Raw genomic sequence first — 18645 nt, 5'->3', positions numbered from 1 at the left:
ACTCTCCGTGCGGCCGCCCCGGTGCCGGCTCGGAACGTCTATTTCGTTCGACGGCGTCGATCGCGTATGAGCGACAGCGACGCCGTCGGATTGCGGTCGGTTCCCGAAGGGTACGCGCTCCGCGAGTCCCCGCCGTCCGTGGCGGCGTTCCGCCGTCTCCGCCGGGAGGCCGGGATGGCGGAGCGGAGCCGCGAGGCGGTCGCGCGCGGGCTGCCGAACACCACGTACGGGGTTCACGTCGTCGAGGAGGCGTCCGGCGAGCCGGTCGGCATGGCCCGGATCGTCGGCGACGGCGGGTCGGTCTTCCACGTCTCCGACACGGCGGTCGCCGAGCCGCATCAGGGTCGCGGGATCGGGACCGCGATGATGGACGCGCTGGTCGCGTGGCTCCGAGCGAACGCGCCGGAGGGCGCGTACGTCAACCTCTTGGCGGACGTCGACGGCTTCTACGAGCGGTGGGGGTTCGAGCGCTCCGCGCCGGCCTCGAAGGGGATGTGGGTCCGAGCCGGCGACCTGTAGTCGGCGGGTGACGGACGTGGCGCCGGCGACGGACCGCCGGTCGGGAGAGTTATGCCGCCGGAGACCGACGCACGACGCGTGCAGAAGACGGTACTCATCACCGGCTGTTCCTCGGGCATCGGGCGCGCAGCGGCGCGCGCGTTCCTCGACGAGGGGTGGACCGTGTACGCGACCGCGCGGAACCCCGCGGACATCGAGACTCTCGGCGAGGCGGGCTGCGAACTGGCGACGCTCGACGTCACGGACCAGAGCGACATCGACCGCGTCGTCGACCGCATCCTCGACGAGGAGGGCGCGATCGACGCGCTGATCAACAACGCCGGCTACGGCCAGTTCGGGCCGGTCGAGGACGTGCCGACGGCCGAGGTCCACGAGCAGTTCGACGTGAACGTGTACGGCCCCCATCGGCTCATCAAGGCCGTCCTCCCCGGAATGCGCCGCGAGCGCGACGGGACGATCGTCAACCTCTCCTCCGTCGCCGGCCGGCTGTCGTTCCCCGGCGGCGGCGTGTACAGCGGCTCGAAGTTCGCGATCGAGGCCATGTCCGACGCGCTCCGCAACGAGGTCGCGGAGTTCGGGATCGACGTAGTCGTCGTCCAGCCCGGCCCCGTCAAGACGAGCTTCTCGGAGCGCGCGGAGCGAGAGGCGGGCACCGGCGACGCGGACGGCGAGGCGGCCGACGGTTCCCGGACGGACGACTCCGGACTCGACCGCTCCGGCGCCTACGAGGAGTTCTACGAGATCTTCGCGGACACGCAGCTGATCGGGGGCGACGGCCCCGGAGCGATAGAGCCCGAGGCCGTCGCCGCCGCGATCGTCGACGCCGCGAGCGCGACGCAGCCGCCGGCGCGGGTCCAGCCCGGCACGGTCGCACGGATCGGGGTGCTCGCGCGGTTCCTCCCCGACGCGGTGCTCGATCGCGGGTACGAGTTCGTCCGGAAGTTCACGAGCTGACCTCAGTCGTCGACCGGCGGCCTCACGGCAAACGGACTCTCTCCCTCCCGCCACTCCCACCCGGGAAGCCGCGTCTGAAATCCCGCCGCGAGCGCGGCGTCGAGGTCGTCGGCGCCGGCCGCGCCCGCGCCGTCGACGGTCGCGTCCTCGCTCACGTGCACGTCGGCGACGTGGAACGTCGCCTGCGCGAGCAGCGACAGGGGGCGGCCGCCGGCGATCGTCGCCGCCAGCTCGCGGCCGAGGACCTCGTCGACGACGAACCCCGGGTAGTCGCCCGCCACGTCGAGCTCGCGGAGCAGGGCGACGCAGCCGGCGACGTTGACCGCGACCTCCCCGTCCGCGAACACCGCGTCGACCTCGCGTCGGTAACTCTCGGGCGGGACCGGGGCGACCTCGGTCTCGAAGAGCCGACCCAGTCGCTCGCGCGTCTCGTTGATCGCGGGGACGATCACCGGAGCCCGCTCGCGGACCCACTCGCGTTCGTCGCGGACCGTCTCGGGCGTGATTCGCATGCACTCGCCGTTCGGGGGGAGGGGGTTTGCCATTTGCGAAGGGTTTTATAACGACCGGGATAATCATCAGCTAAGCGGGTTTTCGCCGGCTGTTCCCGCACGGTACCACCTACGGACAGTACTACCACTATGCCTACCCCGTCACGGTCGACCGTTCGGCGCCGAGTCGCGTACCGGAACGCGAGACGACTCGACGGCGACGGCGATCGCGGCGACCCGCGGTGAGATATGAGTCAAGTCGATAAGCAACTCGATACCCTGAAATCAGAGATCGAACAGGAGATTCCGAACGACATCACGGTCACCGACGTGAAATACGAGGGACCGGAACTGGTCGTGTACACGCGCGACCCCAAGGAGTTCGCCGGCGACGGCGACCTGATCCGCCGGCTGGCCTCCAAGCTCCGGAAGCGGATCACGGTCCGCCCGGACCCGAGCGCCCTCTCTCCCCCGGCGCGCGCCGAGGAAGAGGTCCGCGAGGTGATCCCGGAAGAGGCCGGCGTGACCGACCTCGACTTCCACGAGGACACCGGCGAGGTCGTCATCGAGGCCGAGAAGCCGGGCATGGTGATCGGCCGCCGCGGCTCGACGCTCCGGGAGATCACCCAGGAGGTCGGCTGGACCCCCGAGGTCGTTCGGACGCCCCCGATCGAGTCCTCCACCGTCTCGAACGTGCGCGGCTTCCTGAAGAACGAGCGCGAGGAGCGACGCGACATCCTCGAACGCGTCGGCCGGCAGATCCACCGCGAGGAGATGTCCGACGACGAGTGGGTCCGGATCACGACGCTCGGCTGCTGTCGCGAGGTCGGCCGCGCGGCCTTCATCCTCTCGACGCCCGAGACGCGGATCCTCATCGACTGCGGCGACAAGCCCGGCGCGGAGGGCGAGGTGCCGTACCTCCAAGTCCCCGAGGCGCTCGGCGCCGGCGCTGCGACCCTCGACGCCGTCATCCTGACGCACGCCCACCTCGACCACTCGGCGCTCGTCCCGCTCCTCTTCAAGTACGGCTACGACGGCCCGATCTACTCCACCGAGCCCACCCGCGACCTGATGGGCCTGCTCACGCTCGACTACCTCGACGTCGCCGCGAAGGACGGGCGCACGCCCCCCTACGAGTCGGCGCAGGTCCGCGAGGCGATCAAACACACGATCCCGCTGGAATACGGCGACGTGACCGACATCGCGCCGGACGTGAAGCTCACCTTCCACAACGCGGGCCACATTCTCGGCAGCGCCGTCACCCACTTCCACATCGGCGACGGCCTCTACAACGTCGCCTTCTCCGGTGACATCCACTACGAGGACACCCGCCTGTTCAACGGCGCCGTCAACGACTTCCCGCGCGTCGAGACGCTCGTCTTGGAGTCCACCTACGGCGGCCGCGACGACTACCAGACCGATCAGGCCGACTCCGAGGAGGCGCTCAAGGAGGTCATCAACGAGACGTACGAGCAGGGCGGGAAGGTCGTCATCCCCGCGTTCGCGGTGGGGCGGTCACAGGAGATCATGCTCGTCTTGGAGGAGGCGATGCGGAACGGCGACATCCCGGAGATGCCCGTCCACCTCGACGGGATGATCTGGGAGGCGACCGCGATCCACACCACCTACCCCGAGTACCTCCGCGACGACCTCCGCGACCGGATCTTCCACGACGACGAGAACCCGTTCCTCGCCGAGCAGTTCAACCACATCGACGGCGGCGAAGACGAACGGCAGGACGTCGCCGACGGCGAGGAGTGCATCATCATCTCCACCTCCGGGATGATCGAGGGCGGACCGATCATGTCGTGGCTCCGCCACATCGGCCCCGAGCCGGACTCGAACCTCGTGTTCGTCGGGTACCAGGCGCAGGGGACGCTCGGCCGCCGGATCCAGAACGGTTGGGACGAGATTCCGGTCGACGGCTGGGGCGGCGGCGGCCGCGGCGACACCCTGACGCTGGAGATGGGGACCGAGGTCGTCGACGGCTTCTCCGGCCACGCCGACCGGCAGGGGTTAGAGAACTTCGTGAAGACGATGAACCCGCGCCCCGAGAAGGTGCTGTGCGTCCACGGAGACGAGCGCTCCGTACAGGACCTCTCGTCGGCGCTGTATCACGACTACAACATGCGGACGTTCGCGCCGAAGAACCTGGAGACGTTCCGGTTTAAGTAGATTCGCGCTCCGTTTTCGGATCGGCGGGACCACGGTCGAGCGACCGTGCGTCGCGCCGAGGGGAGTTTTTAAGCGCCGCCGTGGCGACCGTCCGTTTATGCGAATCGCGCTCATCGCTCACGACGAGCTGAAAGACGAGATGGTCGAGTTCGTCACCGCCCACGCCGACGCGCTCGGCGAGTGCGAACTCGTCACCACCGGAACGACGGGCAAACGCATCGCCGATGAGACGGGACTTGCGGTGAACCGGCAGGCCTCCGGACCGCTCGGCGGCGACCTCCAGATCGGCGCGAGGATCGCCGACGGGGCGATCGACGGCGTCGTCTTCCTCCGCGATCCCCTCACCGCGCAGGCCCACGAGCCCGACATCTCCGCGCTCCTGCGCGTCTGCGACGTGAAAGACGTCCCGCTCGCGACGAACGTCGCCTCCGCCGAACTGCTCGTCGACGGACTCCTCGAAGAGCCGTGACCGCGGGAGCGGCGTTCGCAGTCGCGGTCTGACGTACTCCGTCCCTCGCCGTCCCGAGTATCAGGCGGGATAACCGACCCCGCGTCGTTTTTACCCCGTCCGAGCGTACGCTCTCTCGATGACGCGCCGCTCCCAGTCCCGACTCACCGCCCCCGCCGCGATTTCGGTCGCGCTCCTCCTGGTCGTGGCGACCGTCGCGAGCGCGGGGGTCGTCGGCGCCGCGGCGGCGGCACCGGGCGGCAGTGACGGGGTCGCGGCCGACGCGAGCGCGGGCAGTGCGGGTGACGCGGCCACGGTGGGCTCGAACGGCGGAATCGACGAGGCCCCCGCCGACCGCGTCGATCCCCCGACGCGGTGCTTCACCGGCGAGGGGTACCCGATCTCCATCGGCGGGGACGGCCCCGCGATCGAGGCGCTCGTCCACCTCTCAGTGTTGACCGACCCGGCCGCCGGAAACGAGTTCGGGCTGGAGGCGGCCGGGACGCTCGACGGCGAGCCGATCGTGGTCCTCGGCGCGGGGGTCAGGCTGACCGCGCGCGAGGCGATCGCGAACGGCGTGGACCCGTTCGCGGCGTTCGACGTGCTGTACGCCTACGAGCTGCGGCTCCCGATGTTCGAGGGGTCGATCGGCGACTCCGAGTACCGCGACGACGGGTCGCCGATCGGATCGAGCGCGGGCGCGGTGCCCTGCTAGTTCACCCGTCGCGGTCGACCGGCGGCCCGATCCCCCGCACGATCCCGAGCAGCTCTCGCCGCGCGTCCGCGGGCCCCCTCCCCGAGGGATACGACCTCCCGTCGAGGGGATACGCGCCGCCGCCGAGCAGGTACTCGTCGGTCGACCACACCGCGAGCAGCGCCTCGACCGGCACGGGCCGGCCGTCCTCGGAAGCGGCGCGCGCGACGCCGCGGAACGTCGAGAGCGTCGCCCGCGACGCCGCCGGGTCGTCGATCGCGATCTCCCGGTCGCCGCGGTGCTCGACGCTCTCGATGTCGCGCTCGGCGAGCCGGTCTCGGAACCCCGACCGCGCCTGCCGCTCAACGAGGGCGGTGAGGGCCGGGTTCGGTGCGGTCGCCGGGCGGATCCGCAGGCGACTCGCGAAGCAGAACGGGCGCGGAGGGGTCGACGCGGCGCGCTCGTACCGCACCGTGCTCGCGTCGACGGAGACGGGGCCGGCGGCGAACGCCCGGTCCGTCGCCTCGTCGACGCGCCGCCAGCCGTCGAGGCGGTCGGGCGGAACGACGGGCGGTTCCATGGGCGGCGTTCGCCGCCGAGGTACCTAAAAGGAAGCGGCGATCGGGGGTCGTCGGCGGTTCGGGCGCTCAGTGGTCGTCTTCGCGCCACTTGTGCTCGCACTCGGTACAGACGAAGAATCGGGTCTCGGACTCGTCGGCCGAGCGGATCTGCTGCATGTACCAGTACGCGCGGTCGTTTCCACACTCCGGACAGTGGGCGGTCGTCTGCGGGAGCCCCTTGTCCTCCGCGTCGCTCACGTCGACGATCTCCGACTCGACCTGCGACTCGGTCGTCCACTGGTCGTCACCGTCCTCGCGCCCGATCTCGTGGCCGCAGGAGTCGCACACCCAGTGGTCCTCGCCCTCGCCGGACTTCATCATCGATCCGCACTCGTCGCAGAACTTCATGGCGGAACCAACCGCGGATCGTATATAAACGGCGGGATCGCGGGCCGAGGAGTGCGACTTCGTGCCGCCGCCGTCAGTTTCCGCCGTCGACGTGCTCGGCCAGCGCGAACCGGACGCGCTCCTCGTCGCTTCCCTTCGTCTCCCGACCGGTGACGACGACCTCGCCGATCTCGGCGGTGTTTCTCACGTGGGTCCCCGCGCAGGCGGTGCGGTCGTAGGGATCGGCGCCGGTGTCGCTCAGGTCCTCGTCGGTATCCACTCTCTCGACCCCGCCGATCTCGACGATCCGAAGCTCCGCGATCGAGGCGGGCAGCAGGTCGATCCGGGTGCGGTCGGTGTCGAGCGTCGCCTCCGCCTCCTCGCGGTCCATGGCGTAGCTCCGAACGGGGCGCTCGTCGGCCACGAGCTCGTTGAGTCGGTCCTCGATCCGCTCGAGGTCGCCGTCGTCGAAGCGCTCGTAGGCCGCGTCGAGGTGCGCGTGGTCGTCGTAGAGCTGGTTCCCCGTCGTCCGCGCGTCGAACTCCGCCAAGAGCAGCGTCGAGAGCAGGTGCTGTGCGGTGTGATACCGGGAGTGCGCGCGCCGCCGCGCCGGGTCGACCTCGCCCACCACGGTCGTCCCGGGCTCGGGCGGCGCGACGGCCTCGGTCGCCGAGTCGGGGTCGGCCGCGGTGGTGGCATCTCCCGCCGGTTCGAGTGTGTGGTACACGGTGTCCTTCTTCTGTACGTCGACGACGCGCCACCGCCGGTCAGTGGCGTCCGCGACCCGGAGCGTCCCCGTGTCGTGCGGTTGCCCGCCGCCGGTCGGGTAGAAGTGCGTCCGGTCGAGGACCACCCGGTCGTCGAGGGCGCGCTCGACGGTCGCCTCGAAGGTCGTCACCGCGTCGTCCGCGAGGTACAGCTCCTCGGTCATACCTGGTCGTTGCGGTGCCGCGGGCTTCAGTGGTGCGTTCGGGGGACTCCGACGTGATCCCCGATCAGCGCTGGAGCCGGACGTCGACGGCGGCGCCCGTGACGAACACCTCGTCGCCGTGATCGAGGTTCGCGACGACTGTGTCGTTGGCCGTGTCGGTTGCGGAATCGACGTCGAACCCGTCCGTCCGCTCGAAGTATCGCTTCCACGCCTCCGCGTGCGGTGACTCGATCCGGAGGGTGAAGGGATCGTCGTTGGCGTCAGCGGTGGCGACCTGAACGAGACGTGGCGGTGAGCGTCGGTCCGCCGCGACCTGCACCGTTCCGTCTCGGTCGACGGTCTCGGGTCCGAGCGGGTACAGCCGGACGATCGGGAGCGTCGTTCGCCCGTCCGCGGCGACGAACCGAGGCTCAGAGCGCATCACCTCCCCATCGCCGTCGCCGCGGAACCAGGCGCCGCCCTCGTACGCGATGGTCGTGTCCCCGTTCGTGTACGTCAGGCTGTGGAACTCGAACCCGCGAACCACGCCACCGGTCGCGTTGAGCAGCTCCACGCGGGTCGTCTCCCCGATCGACAGCGTTCCGTCGCTGAGCCGGATCTCCGTCGATCGGCTCGGGTCGCCGTACCGCTGGACGTCTCGGAGATTGTCGTCGAACACGTCGAAGGCGCGCTCGACGTTCTCGACCCGTTCGGCCTCCTGTCTGTCCTCGATACCGGTGATGCCGACCGCGAACACTGTTCCGATAGTCACCGTGACGAGCGAGAACACCAGCACGTAGCCGACGACGTTGCTCACGCCCCGCTCGTCGTCCGCGAACGCCGCGAGCCCGCCGTCGCCGACCGAAACGGTCGGCCGCCGGCGGTCGGTCATCGCTCGACCACCGTCAGATTGCCGGTGCCAGTGCCGTCGTGGTCGTACTCGATCCGTATCGGCCCCCCGCGGACGCTCGATTCCGTGACGTTCAGCCGCGCCGCGTGAGGGATTTTCAGCGTCGCCTCGGGGTCGGTGGTGCGTAGCGTCACGGCGTCGTTATCGACCGTGATCCGGTAGGGAATTCCCGCCGCTCGGGTCGGGAGGTCGACGGCGACGGAGACGTTCGCCGCGCCGGTCGCGTTCGATCGGTCGGCCTCCGCCGCGCGGGCGAGCCGGTCGGCGCTCTCGACGTTCGCGGCCGCGGTCTGTCCGAAGACCGAGAGGTCGCCCCGGACGGCTCGGTCCGTCTGGGAATCGACGACGCCGCCGACGCCGATGGCGACGCCCGAGAGCAACACCGCTCCGATCGCGAGCGTCAGGACGTATCCGACGGTGACGCTCACGCCGCGCTCGTCGCACACGAGGTGCGTCGCGCCGGAGTCGCGGGGCTCACGCATCGGGCTCACCCGGGGCGACCCGAACGGCCGTCTCGAACCGGAGTTCTGCGGTCCGGTAGCGGAGGTCGATGGTCGTCTCGTACACCGCCGGTTGTCTCCCCGTCGCGAAGTCGGTGTCGACGGTGTCTCCCGAGTCGGGGCGCGCGGTCACGGCCGCCTCGCCATCGGTCGCGCTCGCGTTCACGAGAGCGATGTCGTAGGGATCGCTGGGAACGACGAAGAGCGTCGGCCAGACCCCCGGACAGGGGCGGTCGCCGAGGCGTTCGCCGGTCAGGTCGACGGTGACGTTTCCGTCGGGGTCGTCCGGGGGGGCCTCACAGCGCACCGCGGGCTCGTTCCCGTCGTCGCCCACCGCGACGGTGACGTTGCCGTCGGAGCCGTTGTACACGTACACCTGTCTACTCCGGGTCGAGTTGTCGAGGTCGACGTGGAACGCGTCGGCGGGGGGCCCGGCAGCGTCCGAATCGGCGAGCGACTCGTACTCGACGTCGAGCACGAAGCCGCGTGTCCGAGTGACGCTGGCGGCGAGCGTCGAGGTGTCGGGATCGCCCGTTCCGTTTCCCGCGATATCGCCCGTGATCCGGCTCCCGTTCCGAATCTCCAGCAGCTCGATACGCGCCACGCCACCGCGTTCCGCGTACGACCGTGAGACCTCCCTGTCGAGGTCATCGACGCCGTCTCGGACGGTCGTGGCGGCGTCGACGTGGGTGTCCGGTTCCGCTCGGTTAGTCGCGTCGAGCAGTTCGCCGGTTGCCTCGATCACGGTCGATCTCACCTCCAGCGCCTCGCCGTCGGCCGATTCGACGCCGCGGGTCGCGACGTTCTCGCTGTAAATGGTCGCGTTCAGAAGCACGACCAGCGTCACGAGCGAGACCGCCATCACCAGCCCCGCGACGAGCAGGAGTTGTGCGCGATCGGCGTCGCGGGCGCCGTCGCCGCCGAAGAGGCGGTCCCCGTCCGGCGGTCCGATGCTCACATCCGCCATACGACGATGCGCACCTCCACGTACGTGAACAGCGGCCCGGACCCGGTCTCGTTCGCGTAGAACTCCCCCGTATCGGTTCCGTCGGCCAACCCCCGGAGCGTCGACTCCTCGTACCCCGGAGCGGTCAGGTTCGCGTCGGCGGAGAGCGCGACCGTCCGAGTCGCGCTCACCGCGTTGTTGCTCGGCGAGCCCATGTGTATCAGCGATGTCGTCTCCCGCTCCGTCCGGTCCGTGGTGTTGTAGTGGCGGAGATCCACGTTGACGGCGATCCGCCGATCGACGAGCGACCGATTCAGCGACTCGCCGAACCCTCCGAGCGCGGCGGCGAACCCGTTCGGCCCCGCGGCCCGCGTGTAGTATTCGAACTCCGGATGGCTCGACGCGAACGTCTCGTTTTCCGGATTCCAGTGGAGCATCGCGTCTCTCAGATCGCCGTTCTCGGCGCTCGTCGCCAACAGGTCGGTCGCGACCGCCCGCTGTTGGTTCTCGATGTGCTGGTTCGACGTGCTGGCCGACAGGGGGGTCACCGCGGTCGCCTGCAGCGCGAACGTGAGCCCCGCGACGAGCAGGATCGCCGCCGCGAACGCCTCCAGCGTGTGCGCCTGTGCCCGGTTGTGTCGATCGTTCGTTGAGTTCATGGTCACCACACCCGCACCGTGAGCCGGTACTGCTCACCATCTATCGAGACGAGCCGCTGTGAGACGGTGACATCGTCGGCCGCGGTCCCCGACGGTCCGTCCGCGGGCCGGATCAGTTCGACACCGTCGAAAGTCTCCTCGGCCGTCGCGATCGATACATTTGCGGGGTTCTCTCCGGGATTTCGCTCGTTGAGTGCGTGGACGATCACTTGGACATCGCCGTCGATCCCGAAGTGGTCCGCGGGGTCGTCGTCAGCGTCGAACCGACAGTCACTCGCCGGTGCGCCACGTTCCGGCGCAAAGAATGCAACCGTACAGAGAGGATCTAATACGCCTGGATCCGCCGGTGACGTCGCGAGCAAGTCTCCGGCGACGCCGGCCGCGACCCGATCGCTCACCATCGGCGAGGCGGTTTCCGCCGCCGAGAAGGGGTCGAAAAGCGTCGGGACGAAGGCGATCACGAACGCGAGCGTCAGCAGGAACACGCCCGCGCCGACCGCGAAGTCGATCGGCGTCTGCGCGCGGGCGACCGTCGGGGACCGGTGGCCGCCCGCCGCGGAGCCGCTACCCCACATAGATCCACACCCCCAGCGCGAGCGTCATCAGGACCACGGCGAACTTGACGCCGGAGATGATGTCGGCGTTCCGGATGTACCCGCTGATGAACCCGGAGAGGACCGCCTGCAGCGTCACGGCGTGGAAGAACAGAAGCGAGAGCACGTCCGGGTCGACGCCGCCGCCGCCCCCGAAGCCGGCGCCGCCAGCGCCGCCGCCGCCGTCGGCCTGCGAGGAGAGCCCGCCCATCACGTCGATGAACTGGGTCTGGAGGATCGCCATCACGCCGAGTAAGGTGACGTACGTCATCACGATGATCGCCACCTGCATCCGGGTCTGCGAGATCCGATTGCGCTCGATGTCGTCCTGGTTCTCCGAGGCCTGCGCCGCCGTTGTCAACACGTCCGTGATCTGCGAGGACGCCTCCTGCGCCTCCGAGATGAGCTTCACCGTCCGGGCGAGCCGAGGGACCGCGTACTTGTTGTTGAACTCCACTAAGGCGTCGCGCAGGCTCATCCCGTAGTTCACCTTCGCGTGGACCACCTCGAACTCCTCCGCGAGCTTCCCGCTCGACGTCTCCGACACCGTCTGTACGGATTCGAGCAGCGTCTGGCCGGTGTCGTTCGCCGAGGAGAGCTTCCGGAGGCTCTCCGAGAGCTTCCCGGTAATCGCGCGCTTGGACCGCTGGCTCCACTCGTGGAACACCGCGAGCGGCGTCAGAACGAGGTACGCCGGGAGGTACACCCAGACGAACGTCGACCACACCGGGCGATTTACCCAGCCGTCGAACGAGGTCGGCGCGTTCCCCGAGGCGACCGCGACGCCGACGACGACGAGCGCGGTCGGCACCGTCAGCGCGAGCGTGTACAGCGGGTTGTCCCGGAGGAACAGGTGGGGCGCGGAGACGATCTGTTTGGTCTTGTACGTCCCCTCTCGGTCCCGGATCCGGTCGAAGACGCCGAACTGACCGACGAACGCCTCGATGAGCCCGAAGTGGAGCAGCCCCTCTTGGCTGGTCTGCCGGAGCCGTTCGCTGCCGCCGTCGGGGTGGAGGTAGCCGTCGCCGGGCTCGTCCTGCTTGACGGTGGAGACGAGCACGAGGAAGCCGACCCCGGTCAGCGGGATGAGGGCGTACACGGTCGCGTACAACAGGAAGTCGTCCGACTCGCCCATCATCCCCATGATGACGAGGATGATGATGAGAAGCAGCGGGAACAGCGACAGCGTCATGTACATCTCGCCGAACAGCTCCAGCGTCTCCAAGGTCATCTCGCGCTCCTGTTTCGACGTGCGGAGGTGTTTCTCCTTTTTGTCCTTCAGGAAGCTCTCCATGTCGCCGCCGGAGTTGACGATAGAGAGCATGTCCGCGAGGAACTGCGAGAGCTCGTCGGAGGGGGTCTCCATCGACTGCTGCCGGATCGCGTTCCGGTAGTCGGTGCCGAAGTACTCCGTCTCGTTGACGATACTCTGGAATTCGCGGGACACCTCGCCGTAGGTGTCCTCCGCCGTCGCCATCGAGCGCAGGATTTCCAACTGGTTGAGCCCCCCGACCGACAGCGCGTACATGAACGACACCGAGTCCGCGAGCAGGAGGTTGATCTCGCGTTCCCGCGCCGACGCCCGAGAGTAGGGGATCGCGAGCACGCCGCCGAAGCCGATCGCGAACCCGATCGACCCGAACACGAGCCCGCTGACGAGGACCGCGGCGGGCACGACGAGCGAGCGCAGGAACTCCTGGACCGCCGGCGTCGGCGCGGGCATGCCGAGCGAGAGCGCGTCGGGGTCGATCAGCCCGAGCGAGAACACGCCGTAGCCGGTCAGCGTCCCGAGCGCCCAGAGGAGCCCGCCGACCAACAGTCCGACCCCCAGCGCGCGGGAAACGTACATCTCCACCTGATCCGGCATGCGCGCCTCGGCGAGCTTGCGCTCGATGTCGCCGACGAAGTCGCCGCCGGCGTCGAAGAGCAGCTCGAAGACGGGGTAGAACAGCTCCGCGAGGAGGTTCCCGTCGACGGAGCCGTCGCCGACGCCCGTGTCGAGGCTCACGCGACCCACCCCGTTTTGACCATGGGACTACCGCTCCTCCGGGGACTCGACGGAGCCGAATCCCCAGTCGTCGATGTCGTCGCCGTCGTCTTCGGCATCGCTCTCGCCGGCGTCGTCCTCGCCGCCCGCGGCGTCATCCTCACGCTCGGCGTCGCTTTCGCCGGCGACCCCGTCTCCGCCCTCGGCGCGGATCTCTCCCCCGTCGGCGTCCGCCCTGACGTCGGACTCGGCCTCTCGCGAGTTCGCTACCGGTTCCGACTCGGCTTCCTGTTCGGGTTTCGGATCTGGTTCCGGTTCCGGCTTCGTTCCTCCTTCCGGGTCCGAGTCAAGCACGTCGATCCCCTCGTCGAACGGGTCGTCGAAGTCGATGCCGTCCTCCGCGTTCTTCTCGTCTTCCGCGTCGTCTCCGGAAGAGAGAACATTTTCCGCCGCCGGTCCGGACCCGAATCCCTCGGACGCAGCGATCTCGTCGGGCTCCTCGCTTCCGTCGATCTGGTCGCTCCCCCCGCCCTCGTCGAACGCACCCGATACCGCGTCGATCGGTGCGTCCGCGTCGGCCGGCGCCCCCGAATCGACCGGTACGCCCGAATCGTCCGGCGCGTCCGCCTCCAGCGCCGCGGCCTCGTCCGCCGCCTGCGCGAGCGCCTCGCGGTCGGCTCCGGGCTCCGCCTCGACGTCACGGGCCGGCGCGACGTCGAGCAGGGCGTCGGCGACCGAGTCGGGCATGCGGCCGCGGTACTCCGCGAAGAGGTCCTCGGCCTCCGCGAGGATCCGCTCGACCTCCTCGCGGCCCGTTTCGTCGGGGTCCGGCCGCGGGACCATCTCCTCTTTGTCGCGGTCGACGTTGATCAGCACCGACTCCATCTCGCGGAGGTCCTCCAGCGATCGCTCTAACTCCTCGTTCGCCATCAGCGCGAGCACCGTCTCCGGGTCGTTGATGAACGCCTGGAACGTCGCCGCCACCTGCGCGTAACTGTTGAGCCCGCGATCGATGAGGTACGCCAACACGACGCGGCGCTTCCGGAGCTCCTCGTCGAGCGTCTGACGGCTCCACCCGCGGTCGAACATGATGTCCTCGAGAGTGTTCGAGTCGCCCATCTGGAGGAACTCGTCCGTCTCCGCCTGCCACTGGAACACGTCCTGGACGTTGATCTCGTCGTTCTCGGCGTCGTAGTGGTTGATCTCTGTCAGCGACTTGTTCCGGCGCACCTTCTTGCCCTGCACCCGCGTGGAGGTCTGGACGGAGACCAGATCGAGCGCGGTGAACATCGTCTTCGAGACGTTGATCGGGTCGGTGGTGAACCGCTTGAGCACCTCGCCGACCGAGTCGGCGTGGAACGTGGTGTAGGTGGTGTGGCCCGTGGACATCACCTGGAAGGCGGTCCGGCCCTCCTCGCCGCGGATCTCGCCCATCACGATGTAGTCGGGGCGCTGGCGGAGCGCGGCCTCCAGTAAGTCGAACTCGTCGATGTCGCCCTTGTCGTCGTCGGAGAAGGAGGGGCGCGTGACGGAGGCGATCCAGTTGCGCTGGGGGAGCTCGACCTCGCGGGTGTCCTCGATCGAGACGATCTTCGCGTTCGAGGGGATGAAAAGGGAGACCGCGTTCAGGCTCGTCGTCTTCCCGGAGGCGGTGCCGCCCGCGAAGATCAGGCTCTTGTGGTTCTCGATCGAGAGCCAGAGGAAGGCCATCTCGTCGAGCGAGAACGTCTTCCAGTTGATCAGGTCGATCGGGGTGAAGGGGACGTCGTTGAACTGCCGGATCGTGTAGTTGGTCCCGTGGTCGGAGACCTCGCGGCCGAGCGTGAGCTGGGCGCGGGAGCCGTCCGGGAGGGTGGCGTCCACCTGCGGCCGCCGCTTCGAGATCCCCTTCCCGGAGCGCTGTGCGAGCTTCACGACGAAGTCGTCGAGCTCGTCGGTGCCGTGGTAGACGTTGGTGATGATCTGCTCGTAGTCGGAGTGATAGACGAAGACGGGCGAGTTGTACCCGTCACAGGAGATGTCCTCGACGTTGATGTCGTACTTGATCGGGTCGATCCGCTCGTAGCCGATGAAGTCCCGCTTGAGGTAGTACAGCAGCTTCTCGACTTGATGCTCCGAGAGCGTCTCCGGGTCCTCCGCGAGCACCGCGGGCTCGGGGCGGGCGAGGATCTTCGCGGGACCCGTCTTCGATTCGGTCGGCGGCTCGTAGCCGAGCGATTGGGTGATCCGGTGTGCGATCCCCTCGGTGAGGTCGAATCCGAACCGGTCGACCGCCTCGTCCACGAGGTCGTCGATCACCCCGCGGTCGTCGTCGTCGCGTTCGTAGAGGTCGTACCGGTCGAGCAGCGTCAGCGTCTCGTCGACGATCACGTCCTCGCGGAACGCCTCGTCGCCGCCGGCGATCGACTCGTCGGCGTACTTGATCGAGGTCCGGAGTTTTCCAGTTAAGAACTCGACCAGGTCGGTCTCGATCTCGGTCCGGTGCGGCTGGACCGCGTAGTACTTCACCTCGTTCTCCTTCCTCGACCGGAACACGATCACGAACGCGTACGGCTTGTTCACCCAGTACCGTTCGATCTCGCGGAAGTGGCGCTTCTTCGGCATCGGCACCGCCTTCTCCAGGTCGTACCGGTTCGCGAGGGTCGTGTCGCCCTCGTCGGTCGAGAAGAACGCGTCCTCGTCGACCTCCGGGTTCACGTCGACGGTGCGCTCGTCGACCAGCTCCGCGAGGTCGGCCGCGGCGCTCCCGCCCGCCCCAAGCAGCTCCTCGGTCCGGTCGGGGTCGAACCCCAGCGCCTCGACCTTGTCGTCATGCGTGAACTCCAGCGGCACCGCTTCCCCCTCCTCGTTCACTTCGGTCGGCGGGTTCCCCTCCTCGTCGAGGAAGTACTCGTCGCGGTAGTCGTCCCACGTGTAGTACCCCTTTAGCACCGGCACCGAGTACAGGTCGTACCGGGCCGAACACAGGTCCCAGAGAACGTCTCCGACCGCGGCGGCCGCCCCGACGCGGTACCCCGTCTCCGAGGGGTCGAACCCGAGGAACTCGCTCGGGTCGACGCCGATCCGGTCCCACTCCTCGCCGGTCGGCGCCCGGCGCGGCACCGACTCCACGTCGGCGCTCGCGGCGACCACGACCCCGGAGACGCCCGGGCCGTCGACCGCGATGCCGGGGCGATCCTGCGGCTCGTCCGGTTCTGTGGGCTCGATCGCTGCCGGTTCGCCGGGCGTTTCGTCTGCCGGTTCGTCGTCCCCGTCATCCACTTCCTCGCCGCCTGCTCGCTCGTCGTCTCCCTCGCCGCTCGCGGCGCCGTCACCAGCTTCTCCGTCGCCAGCGTCGCCTCCGTTCTCGTCGTCCTCGCCCTCGCTCCCGTCGTCGGCCTCCGACTCGCCACCCGACTCCGCCTCGGGTTCCGGTGTCACCGCCGCGGTCGAGGTCCCCGCGGGGACGACGGCCGTGCCGCTGAGCACGACGTGGTCGGAACCGATCACGAGCGTGCCGGCCTCGGGCGTCCCGTGTCCCGGAACGGCGGTGTCGCCGTCGACCTCGTGCGGTTCGTCGACGCCGGTGGCACGGACCACCCGATCGACGCCATCCTCGACGTGGGCGTCGACGGCGGTCGCCGGGACGACCGGCTCCTCGCCGATGTCGGCGTACAGCTCGGACGCGTCGTCGTCGCGGCCGCGGTCGCGGAGGAACGAGCGCCACGAGTACCGTCCCACCGACACCGGGCGATCGGAGGCTGGGCGATCGGCCGTCGGGCGATCTGGCGCCGATCGATCGGACGCCGGCGGTCCCGCCGTCTCGTCGGGTGAGAGGGGCGAACGCTCGGCGTCCTCGCTTGTCATACGCACATTCACGCCTCTCCCGTTGAAAAAGGTGTCTCGCAAAACACCGCGACTGATAATCGCGTTTTCGAGTCCTGTGATGCGTATTTACAACCGTTTTTGAAGCTCACTAAATGTCAGTCGGCTATATATAAGTCGAGGTCACCACGGCCAGTTGGCGGACGGTCGCGGAGCGTTCAGTGGCCGACGACGACGAGGCGGAATCCCACACGGCTCTCGACGCGTTCCGCGGGGGCCTCGGCACACTCAAGATCCCCGGGCCCGTAGCCGCCGACAGTGAGTCAGAGTCTCCTTACGGTGTTGTTCGGCGACCCGTTCGCCGTGATGAACACGATCGGGTTGGTCGCGTTCGCGCTCGTCGGGTCCTCGAAGGCGATCCGCGAGGAGTTCGACCTGTTGGGGATCGTCATCGTGGGGTTGGCGATGGCGTTCGCCGGCGGGGCGACCCGCGACCTCCTCGTGGCCCGCGTGCCGCTCGCGCTGCAGTCGCCGATCGAGATCTGGCTCGGGCTCCTCGGTGTCGCCTTGGCGATCGGGCTGAACGCCGTGCTCTCCGCTCCGGAGACGCATCCGGTTACCCTCGTCTCGGACGCCATCGGGCTGGCGGCCTTCGCGACGGCCGGCGCGATCGTCGCGACCGACGTCGGCGTGTCGGCGTTCGGCGTCGTCGCGATCGCGACGATCAACGCGGTCGGCGGCGGCGCGTTCGCGGACATCCTCCTCGACCGGGCCCCCTTCATCCTCTTCGAGGACTTCTACGCCAGCTGTGCCGTCCTCGGCGGCAGCGCGTATTGGGTCGTGGGAGGGCTGGGAGCGACTCCCGGGACCGCCGCCGCGGCGTGCGCGGCCGTGACGGTGGGGTCCCGGCTGGCCGCGGTCACGTACGGCTGGAACCTCCCGACCGCGCAGAACCTGGACCTCCGACGGGAGTGACCCGATCGAACCGAGAGGGCGATATTTAGGTCGTCGCGGTCGAAACGAGCGATGTGACACGTCCCGACGCCTTTCGAGGGCTCCGATCGCTCGGTCGGCTCCGGCGCGCGCCAGTCAGACGACGCGTCCGGGACGCGATCGCCGAGGAGCTGCTCGGTACCCCCCGGAGCCTCGCCGTCGTGTGCGGGTTCACCGCGTTCATGCTCGCGGTCGGAATCGGATACTATGCGCCGACCGCGGGGGAGGTGCCGCTCCCGCTGTGGCCCCTCTACGCGGACTCGGCCGTCGCGGTCGCGCTCGGCGGGGTCGCCCTGTTGAGCCTCGTTCCCACCGTCCGCCGCGGAGAGGGCGTGACGGACGCCCCGACCTCGCGCGGGCTCGCGTACCTCCAGACCGTCGCGTTCGTGTGGCTGGTCCAGTTCGGGCTCTGGCCGCTCGTCTCGCTGAACCTCGCGTTCGGCGACTACGTCGCCGCCCCCGACGCGTGGATCTACTACTGGGGCGTGCTCGGCACGCACCTCTGTTTCGTCGGGCTCGCGCTGCTGTTCCCGGCGTTCGGCCGGACCACTCGCGGCGCGCTGGCCCTCGCGCTGGCGCTCGTCGTCGGCAACGTCGCCCTCGACTACGGCGTCGGCTATCACCCGCCGCTCCTCTACGAGCCCGGTCCCCTGCTGGCCGGCGCGACGCTCGCGATCGGCGTCGGATCGGTGTGGCTCGCGAACCGGTCGTTCCGGCGGCTCGGCGAGGGAAGGTGAGCTCGGCGCGACCGCCTCGTCGACCCCGTCACTTGTCACCGCTGAGCACGAACGGTACGTATGGGTAGCGATGGTCTCATCGAACTCGATCAGGACTGTTGGGTGGCGTTCGCAAAGTACAATCTGCTGCTGGCAACGATGTTCGGCGTTCTCGCCGTGGGCGCTCGGACGATGCTGGCCGACAACGTCTTGTTGATCGTGGAAAACGGTGCGCTCGCGCTGCTGTTCGGCGCCGTCCAGACGTACGCGTGGCTCTCGTCGTGAGGCGTTTCGGTTCCGGCGATCGAAGAACCCATCCGGACCCGCAGACAGCGGGCGCGGCGGGATCCACGCGAGCGGGTGAAGCGAGCGTGGAGCCAGTCGCGCCCGCGACTGAGC

The 18645-nt window shown here is 69.0% G+C and carries 19 protein-coding genes; 8 read left to right on the top strand and 11 right to left on the bottom strand.

Features of this window, described 5'->3' with window-relative positions; genetic code table 11:
* The first annotated feature begins 66 nt into the window (after positions 1-66).
* Positions 67-519 carry a GNAT family N-acetyltransferase gene (locus EDM04_RS14900; protein ID WP_123623471.1) on the top strand — a complete coding sequence of 151 codons (453 nt, stop codon included), beginning with the start codon at positions 67-69 and terminating at the stop codon, positions 517-519.
* A 51-nt stretch (positions 520-570) separates the two neighbouring features.
* Positions 571-1473 carry an SDR family oxidoreductase gene (locus EDM04_RS14895; RefSeq protein WP_123623469.1) on the top strand — a complete coding sequence of 301 codons (903 nt, stop codon included), beginning with the start codon at positions 571-573 and terminating at the stop codon, positions 1471-1473.
* Between the two features lie 2 nt (positions 1474-1475).
* On the opposite strand, the gene EDM04_RS14890 is transcribed toward EDM04_RS14895, so the two are convergent.
* Positions 1476-1985, bottom strand: a complete 510-nt coding sequence (locus EDM04_RS14890) for a hypothetical protein (RefSeq protein ID WP_123623655.1) — start codon at positions 1983-1985, stop codon at positions 1476-1478.
* A 228-nt stretch (positions 1986-2213) separates the two neighbouring features.
* Here EDM04_RS14890 and EDM04_RS14885 point away from each other — a divergent pair, with 228 nt between their 5' ends.
* The 3 genes from EDM04_RS14885 (at position 2214) to EDM04_RS14875 (ending at position 5302) form a co-directional block, all read left to right on the top strand.
* Positions 2214-4139, top strand: coding sequence for a beta-CASP ribonuclease aCPSF1 (locus EDM04_RS14885; protein ID WP_123623467.1), 1926 nt, complete (start codon positions 2214-2216; stop codon positions 4137-4139).
* Positions 4140-4236: 97 nt separating this feature from the next.
* On the top strand, positions 4237-4608 hold the full coding sequence (locus EDM04_RS14880) for a methylglyoxal synthase (protein ID WP_123623465.1): 372 nt from the start codon (positions 4237-4239) through the stop codon (positions 4606-4608).
* A gap of 118 nt (positions 4609-4726) precedes the next feature.
* Positions 4727-5302 (top strand): hypothetical protein, encoded by a 576-nt coding sequence (locus EDM04_RS14875; protein WP_123623463.1) that lies wholly within the window; start codon positions 4727-4729, stop codon positions 5300-5302.
* A gap of 1 nt (position 5303) precedes the next feature.
* On the opposite strand, the gene EDM04_RS14870 is transcribed toward EDM04_RS14875, so the two are convergent.
* From EDM04_RS14870 to EDM04_RS14825, 10 genes are all read right to left on the bottom strand, one after another.
* Positions 5304-5861 (bottom strand): hypothetical protein, encoded by a 558-nt coding sequence (locus EDM04_RS14870; RefSeq protein ID WP_123623461.1) that lies wholly within the window; start codon positions 5859-5861, stop codon positions 5304-5306.
* A gap of 67 nt (positions 5862-5928) precedes the next feature.
* Complete coding sequence (locus EDM04_RS14865; RefSeq protein WP_123623459.1) at positions 5929-6249, bottom strand: transcription factor S; 321 nt, start codon at positions 6247-6249, stop codon at positions 5929-5931.
* Positions 6250-6322: 73 nt separating this feature from the next.
* A complete protein-coding gene (locus EDM04_RS14860; protein WP_123623457.1) occupies positions 6323-7159 on the bottom strand; it encodes an alanyl-tRNA editing protein in 837 nt (278 codons plus the stop codon).
* 64 nt (positions 7160-7223) lie between these two features.
* A complete protein-coding gene (locus EDM04_RS14855; RefSeq protein ID WP_123623455.1) occupies positions 7224-8030 on the bottom strand; it encodes a hypothetical protein in 807 nt (268 codons plus the stop codon).
* Positions 8027-8530 (bottom strand): hypothetical protein, encoded by a 504-nt coding sequence (locus tag EDM04_RS14850; protein WP_123623453.1) that lies wholly within the window; start codon positions 8528-8530, stop codon positions 8027-8029. Before EDM04_RS14850 ends, EDM04_RS14855 begins: the two co-directional genes overlap by 4 nt.
* Complete coding sequence (locus tag EDM04_RS14845) at positions 8523-9515, bottom strand: hypothetical protein (RefSeq protein ID WP_123623451.1); 993 nt, start codon at positions 9513-9515, stop codon at positions 8523-8525. The genes EDM04_RS14850 and EDM04_RS14845 overlap by 8 nt, the downstream gene beginning before the upstream one ends.
* Positions 9503-10153, bottom strand: coding sequence for a hypothetical protein (locus EDM04_RS14840; RefSeq protein ID WP_123623449.1), 651 nt, complete (start codon positions 10151-10153; stop codon positions 9503-9505). Before EDM04_RS14840 ends, EDM04_RS14845 begins: the two co-directional genes overlap by 13 nt.
* A 2-nt stretch (positions 10154-10155) precedes the next feature.
* A complete protein-coding gene (locus EDM04_RS14835; protein ID WP_123623447.1) occupies positions 10156-10728 on the bottom strand; it encodes a hypothetical protein in 573 nt (190 codons plus the stop codon).
* Positions 10718-12754 carry a type II secretion system F family protein gene (locus EDM04_RS14830; RefSeq protein ID WP_123623445.1) on the bottom strand — a complete coding sequence of 679 codons (2037 nt, stop codon included), beginning with the start codon at positions 12752-12754 and terminating at the stop codon, positions 10718-10720. Before EDM04_RS14830 ends, EDM04_RS14835 begins: the two co-directional genes overlap by 11 nt.
* A 27-nt stretch (positions 12755-12781) precedes the next feature.
* On the bottom strand, positions 12782-16579 hold the full coding sequence (locus EDM04_RS14825; protein ID WP_123623443.1) for an ATPase, T2SS/T4P/T4SS family: 3798 nt from the start codon (positions 16577-16579) through the stop codon (positions 12782-12784).
* A 276-nt stretch (positions 16580-16855) separates the two neighbouring features.
* On the opposite strand from EDM04_RS14825, the gene EDM04_RS14820 reads away from it, so the two are divergent.
* From EDM04_RS14820 to EDM04_RS14810, 3 genes are read left to right on the top strand one after another with little or no spacing between them, the layout of a single operon-like run.
* Positions 16856-17512 carry a trimeric intracellular cation channel family protein gene (locus tag EDM04_RS14820; RefSeq protein WP_123623441.1) on the top strand — a complete coding sequence of 219 codons (657 nt, stop codon included), beginning with the start codon at positions 16856-16858 and terminating at the stop codon, positions 17510-17512.
* A gap of 53 nt (positions 17513-17565) precedes the next feature.
* Positions 17566-18267 (top strand): DUF1405 domain-containing protein, encoded by a 702-nt coding sequence (locus EDM04_RS14815; protein WP_123623439.1) that lies wholly within the window; start codon positions 17566-17568, stop codon positions 18265-18267.
* Between the two features lie 60 nt (positions 18268-18327).
* On the top strand, positions 18328-18531 hold the full coding sequence (locus EDM04_RS14810; RefSeq protein ID WP_123623437.1) for a hypothetical protein: 204 nt from the start codon (positions 18328-18330) through the stop codon (positions 18529-18531).
* Positions 18532-18645 lie beyond the last annotated feature (114 nt).

The organism is Halorubrum sp. CSM-61 (assembly GCF_003781945.1).
Lineage (GTDB): Archaea > Halobacteriota > Halobacteria > Halobacteriales > Haloferacaceae > Halorubrum.
This window is presented reverse-complemented; position numbering and strand designations above follow the sequence as displayed.

What these genes read in the sequence shown, in the direction of transcription:
- EDM04_RS14855 (WP_123623455.1), bottom strand. Translation starts at nt 8,030, where the DNA reads ATGACCGACCGCCGGCGGCCGACCGTTTCGGTCGGCGACGGCGGGCTC.
- EDM04_RS14870 (WP_123623461.1), bottom strand. Translation starts at nt 5,861, where the DNA reads ATGGAACCGCCCGTCGTTCCGCCCGACCGCCTCGACGGCTGGCGGCGC.
- EDM04_RS14835 (WP_123623447.1), bottom strand. Translation starts at nt 10,728, where the DNA reads ATGTGGGGTAGCGGCTCCGCGGCGGGCGGCCACCGGTCCCCGACGGTC.
- EDM04_RS14880 (WP_123623465.1), top strand. Translation starts at nt 4,237, where the DNA reads ATGCGAATCGCGCTCATCGCTCACGACGAGCTGAAAGACGAGATGGTC.
- EDM04_RS14875 (WP_123623463.1), top strand. Translation starts at nt 4,727, where the DNA reads ATGACGCGCCGCTCCCAGTCCCGACTCACCGCCCCCGCCGCGATTTCG.
- EDM04_RS14825 (WP_123623443.1), bottom strand. Translation starts at nt 16,579, where the DNA reads ATGACAAGCGAGGACGCCGAGCGTTCGCCCCTCTCACCCGACGAGACG.
- EDM04_RS14890 (WP_123623655.1), bottom strand. Translation starts at nt 1,985, where the DNA reads ATGCGAATCACGCCCGAGACGGTCCGCGACGAACGCGAGTGGGTCCGC.
- EDM04_RS14885 (WP_123623467.1), top strand. Translation starts at nt 2,214, where the DNA reads ATGAGTCAAGTCGATAAGCAACTCGATACCCTGAAATCAGAGATCGAA.
- EDM04_RS14895 (WP_123623469.1), top strand. Translation starts at nt 571, where the DNA reads ATGCCGCCGGAGACCGACGCACGACGCGTGCAGAAGACGGTACTCATC.
- EDM04_RS14900 (WP_123623471.1), top strand. Translation starts at nt 67, where the DNA reads ATGAGCGACAGCGACGCCGTCGGATTGCGGTCGGTTCCCGAAGGGTAC.
- EDM04_RS14850 (WP_123623453.1), bottom strand. Translation starts at nt 8,530, where the DNA reads ATGCGTGAGCCCCGCGACTCCGGCGCGACGCACCTCGTGTGCGACGAG.
- EDM04_RS14865 (WP_123623459.1), bottom strand. Translation starts at nt 6,249, where the DNA reads ATGAAGTTCTGCGACGAGTGCGGATCGATGATGAAGTCCGGCGAGGGC.
- EDM04_RS14860 (WP_123623457.1), bottom strand. Translation starts at nt 7,159, where the DNA reads ATGACCGAGGAGCTGTACCTCGCGGACGACGCGGTGACGACCTTCGAG.
- EDM04_RS14840 (WP_123623449.1), bottom strand. Translation starts at nt 10,153, where the DNA reads ATGAACTCAACGAACGATCGACACAACCGGGCACAGGCGCACACGCTG.
- EDM04_RS14845 (WP_123623451.1), bottom strand. Translation starts at nt 9,515, where the DNA reads ATGGCGGATGTGAGCATCGGACCGCCGGACGGGGACCGCCTCTTCGGC.
- EDM04_RS14810 (WP_123623437.1), top strand. Translation starts at nt 18,328, where the DNA reads ATGGGTAGCGATGGTCTCATCGAACTCGATCAGGACTGTTGGGTGGCG.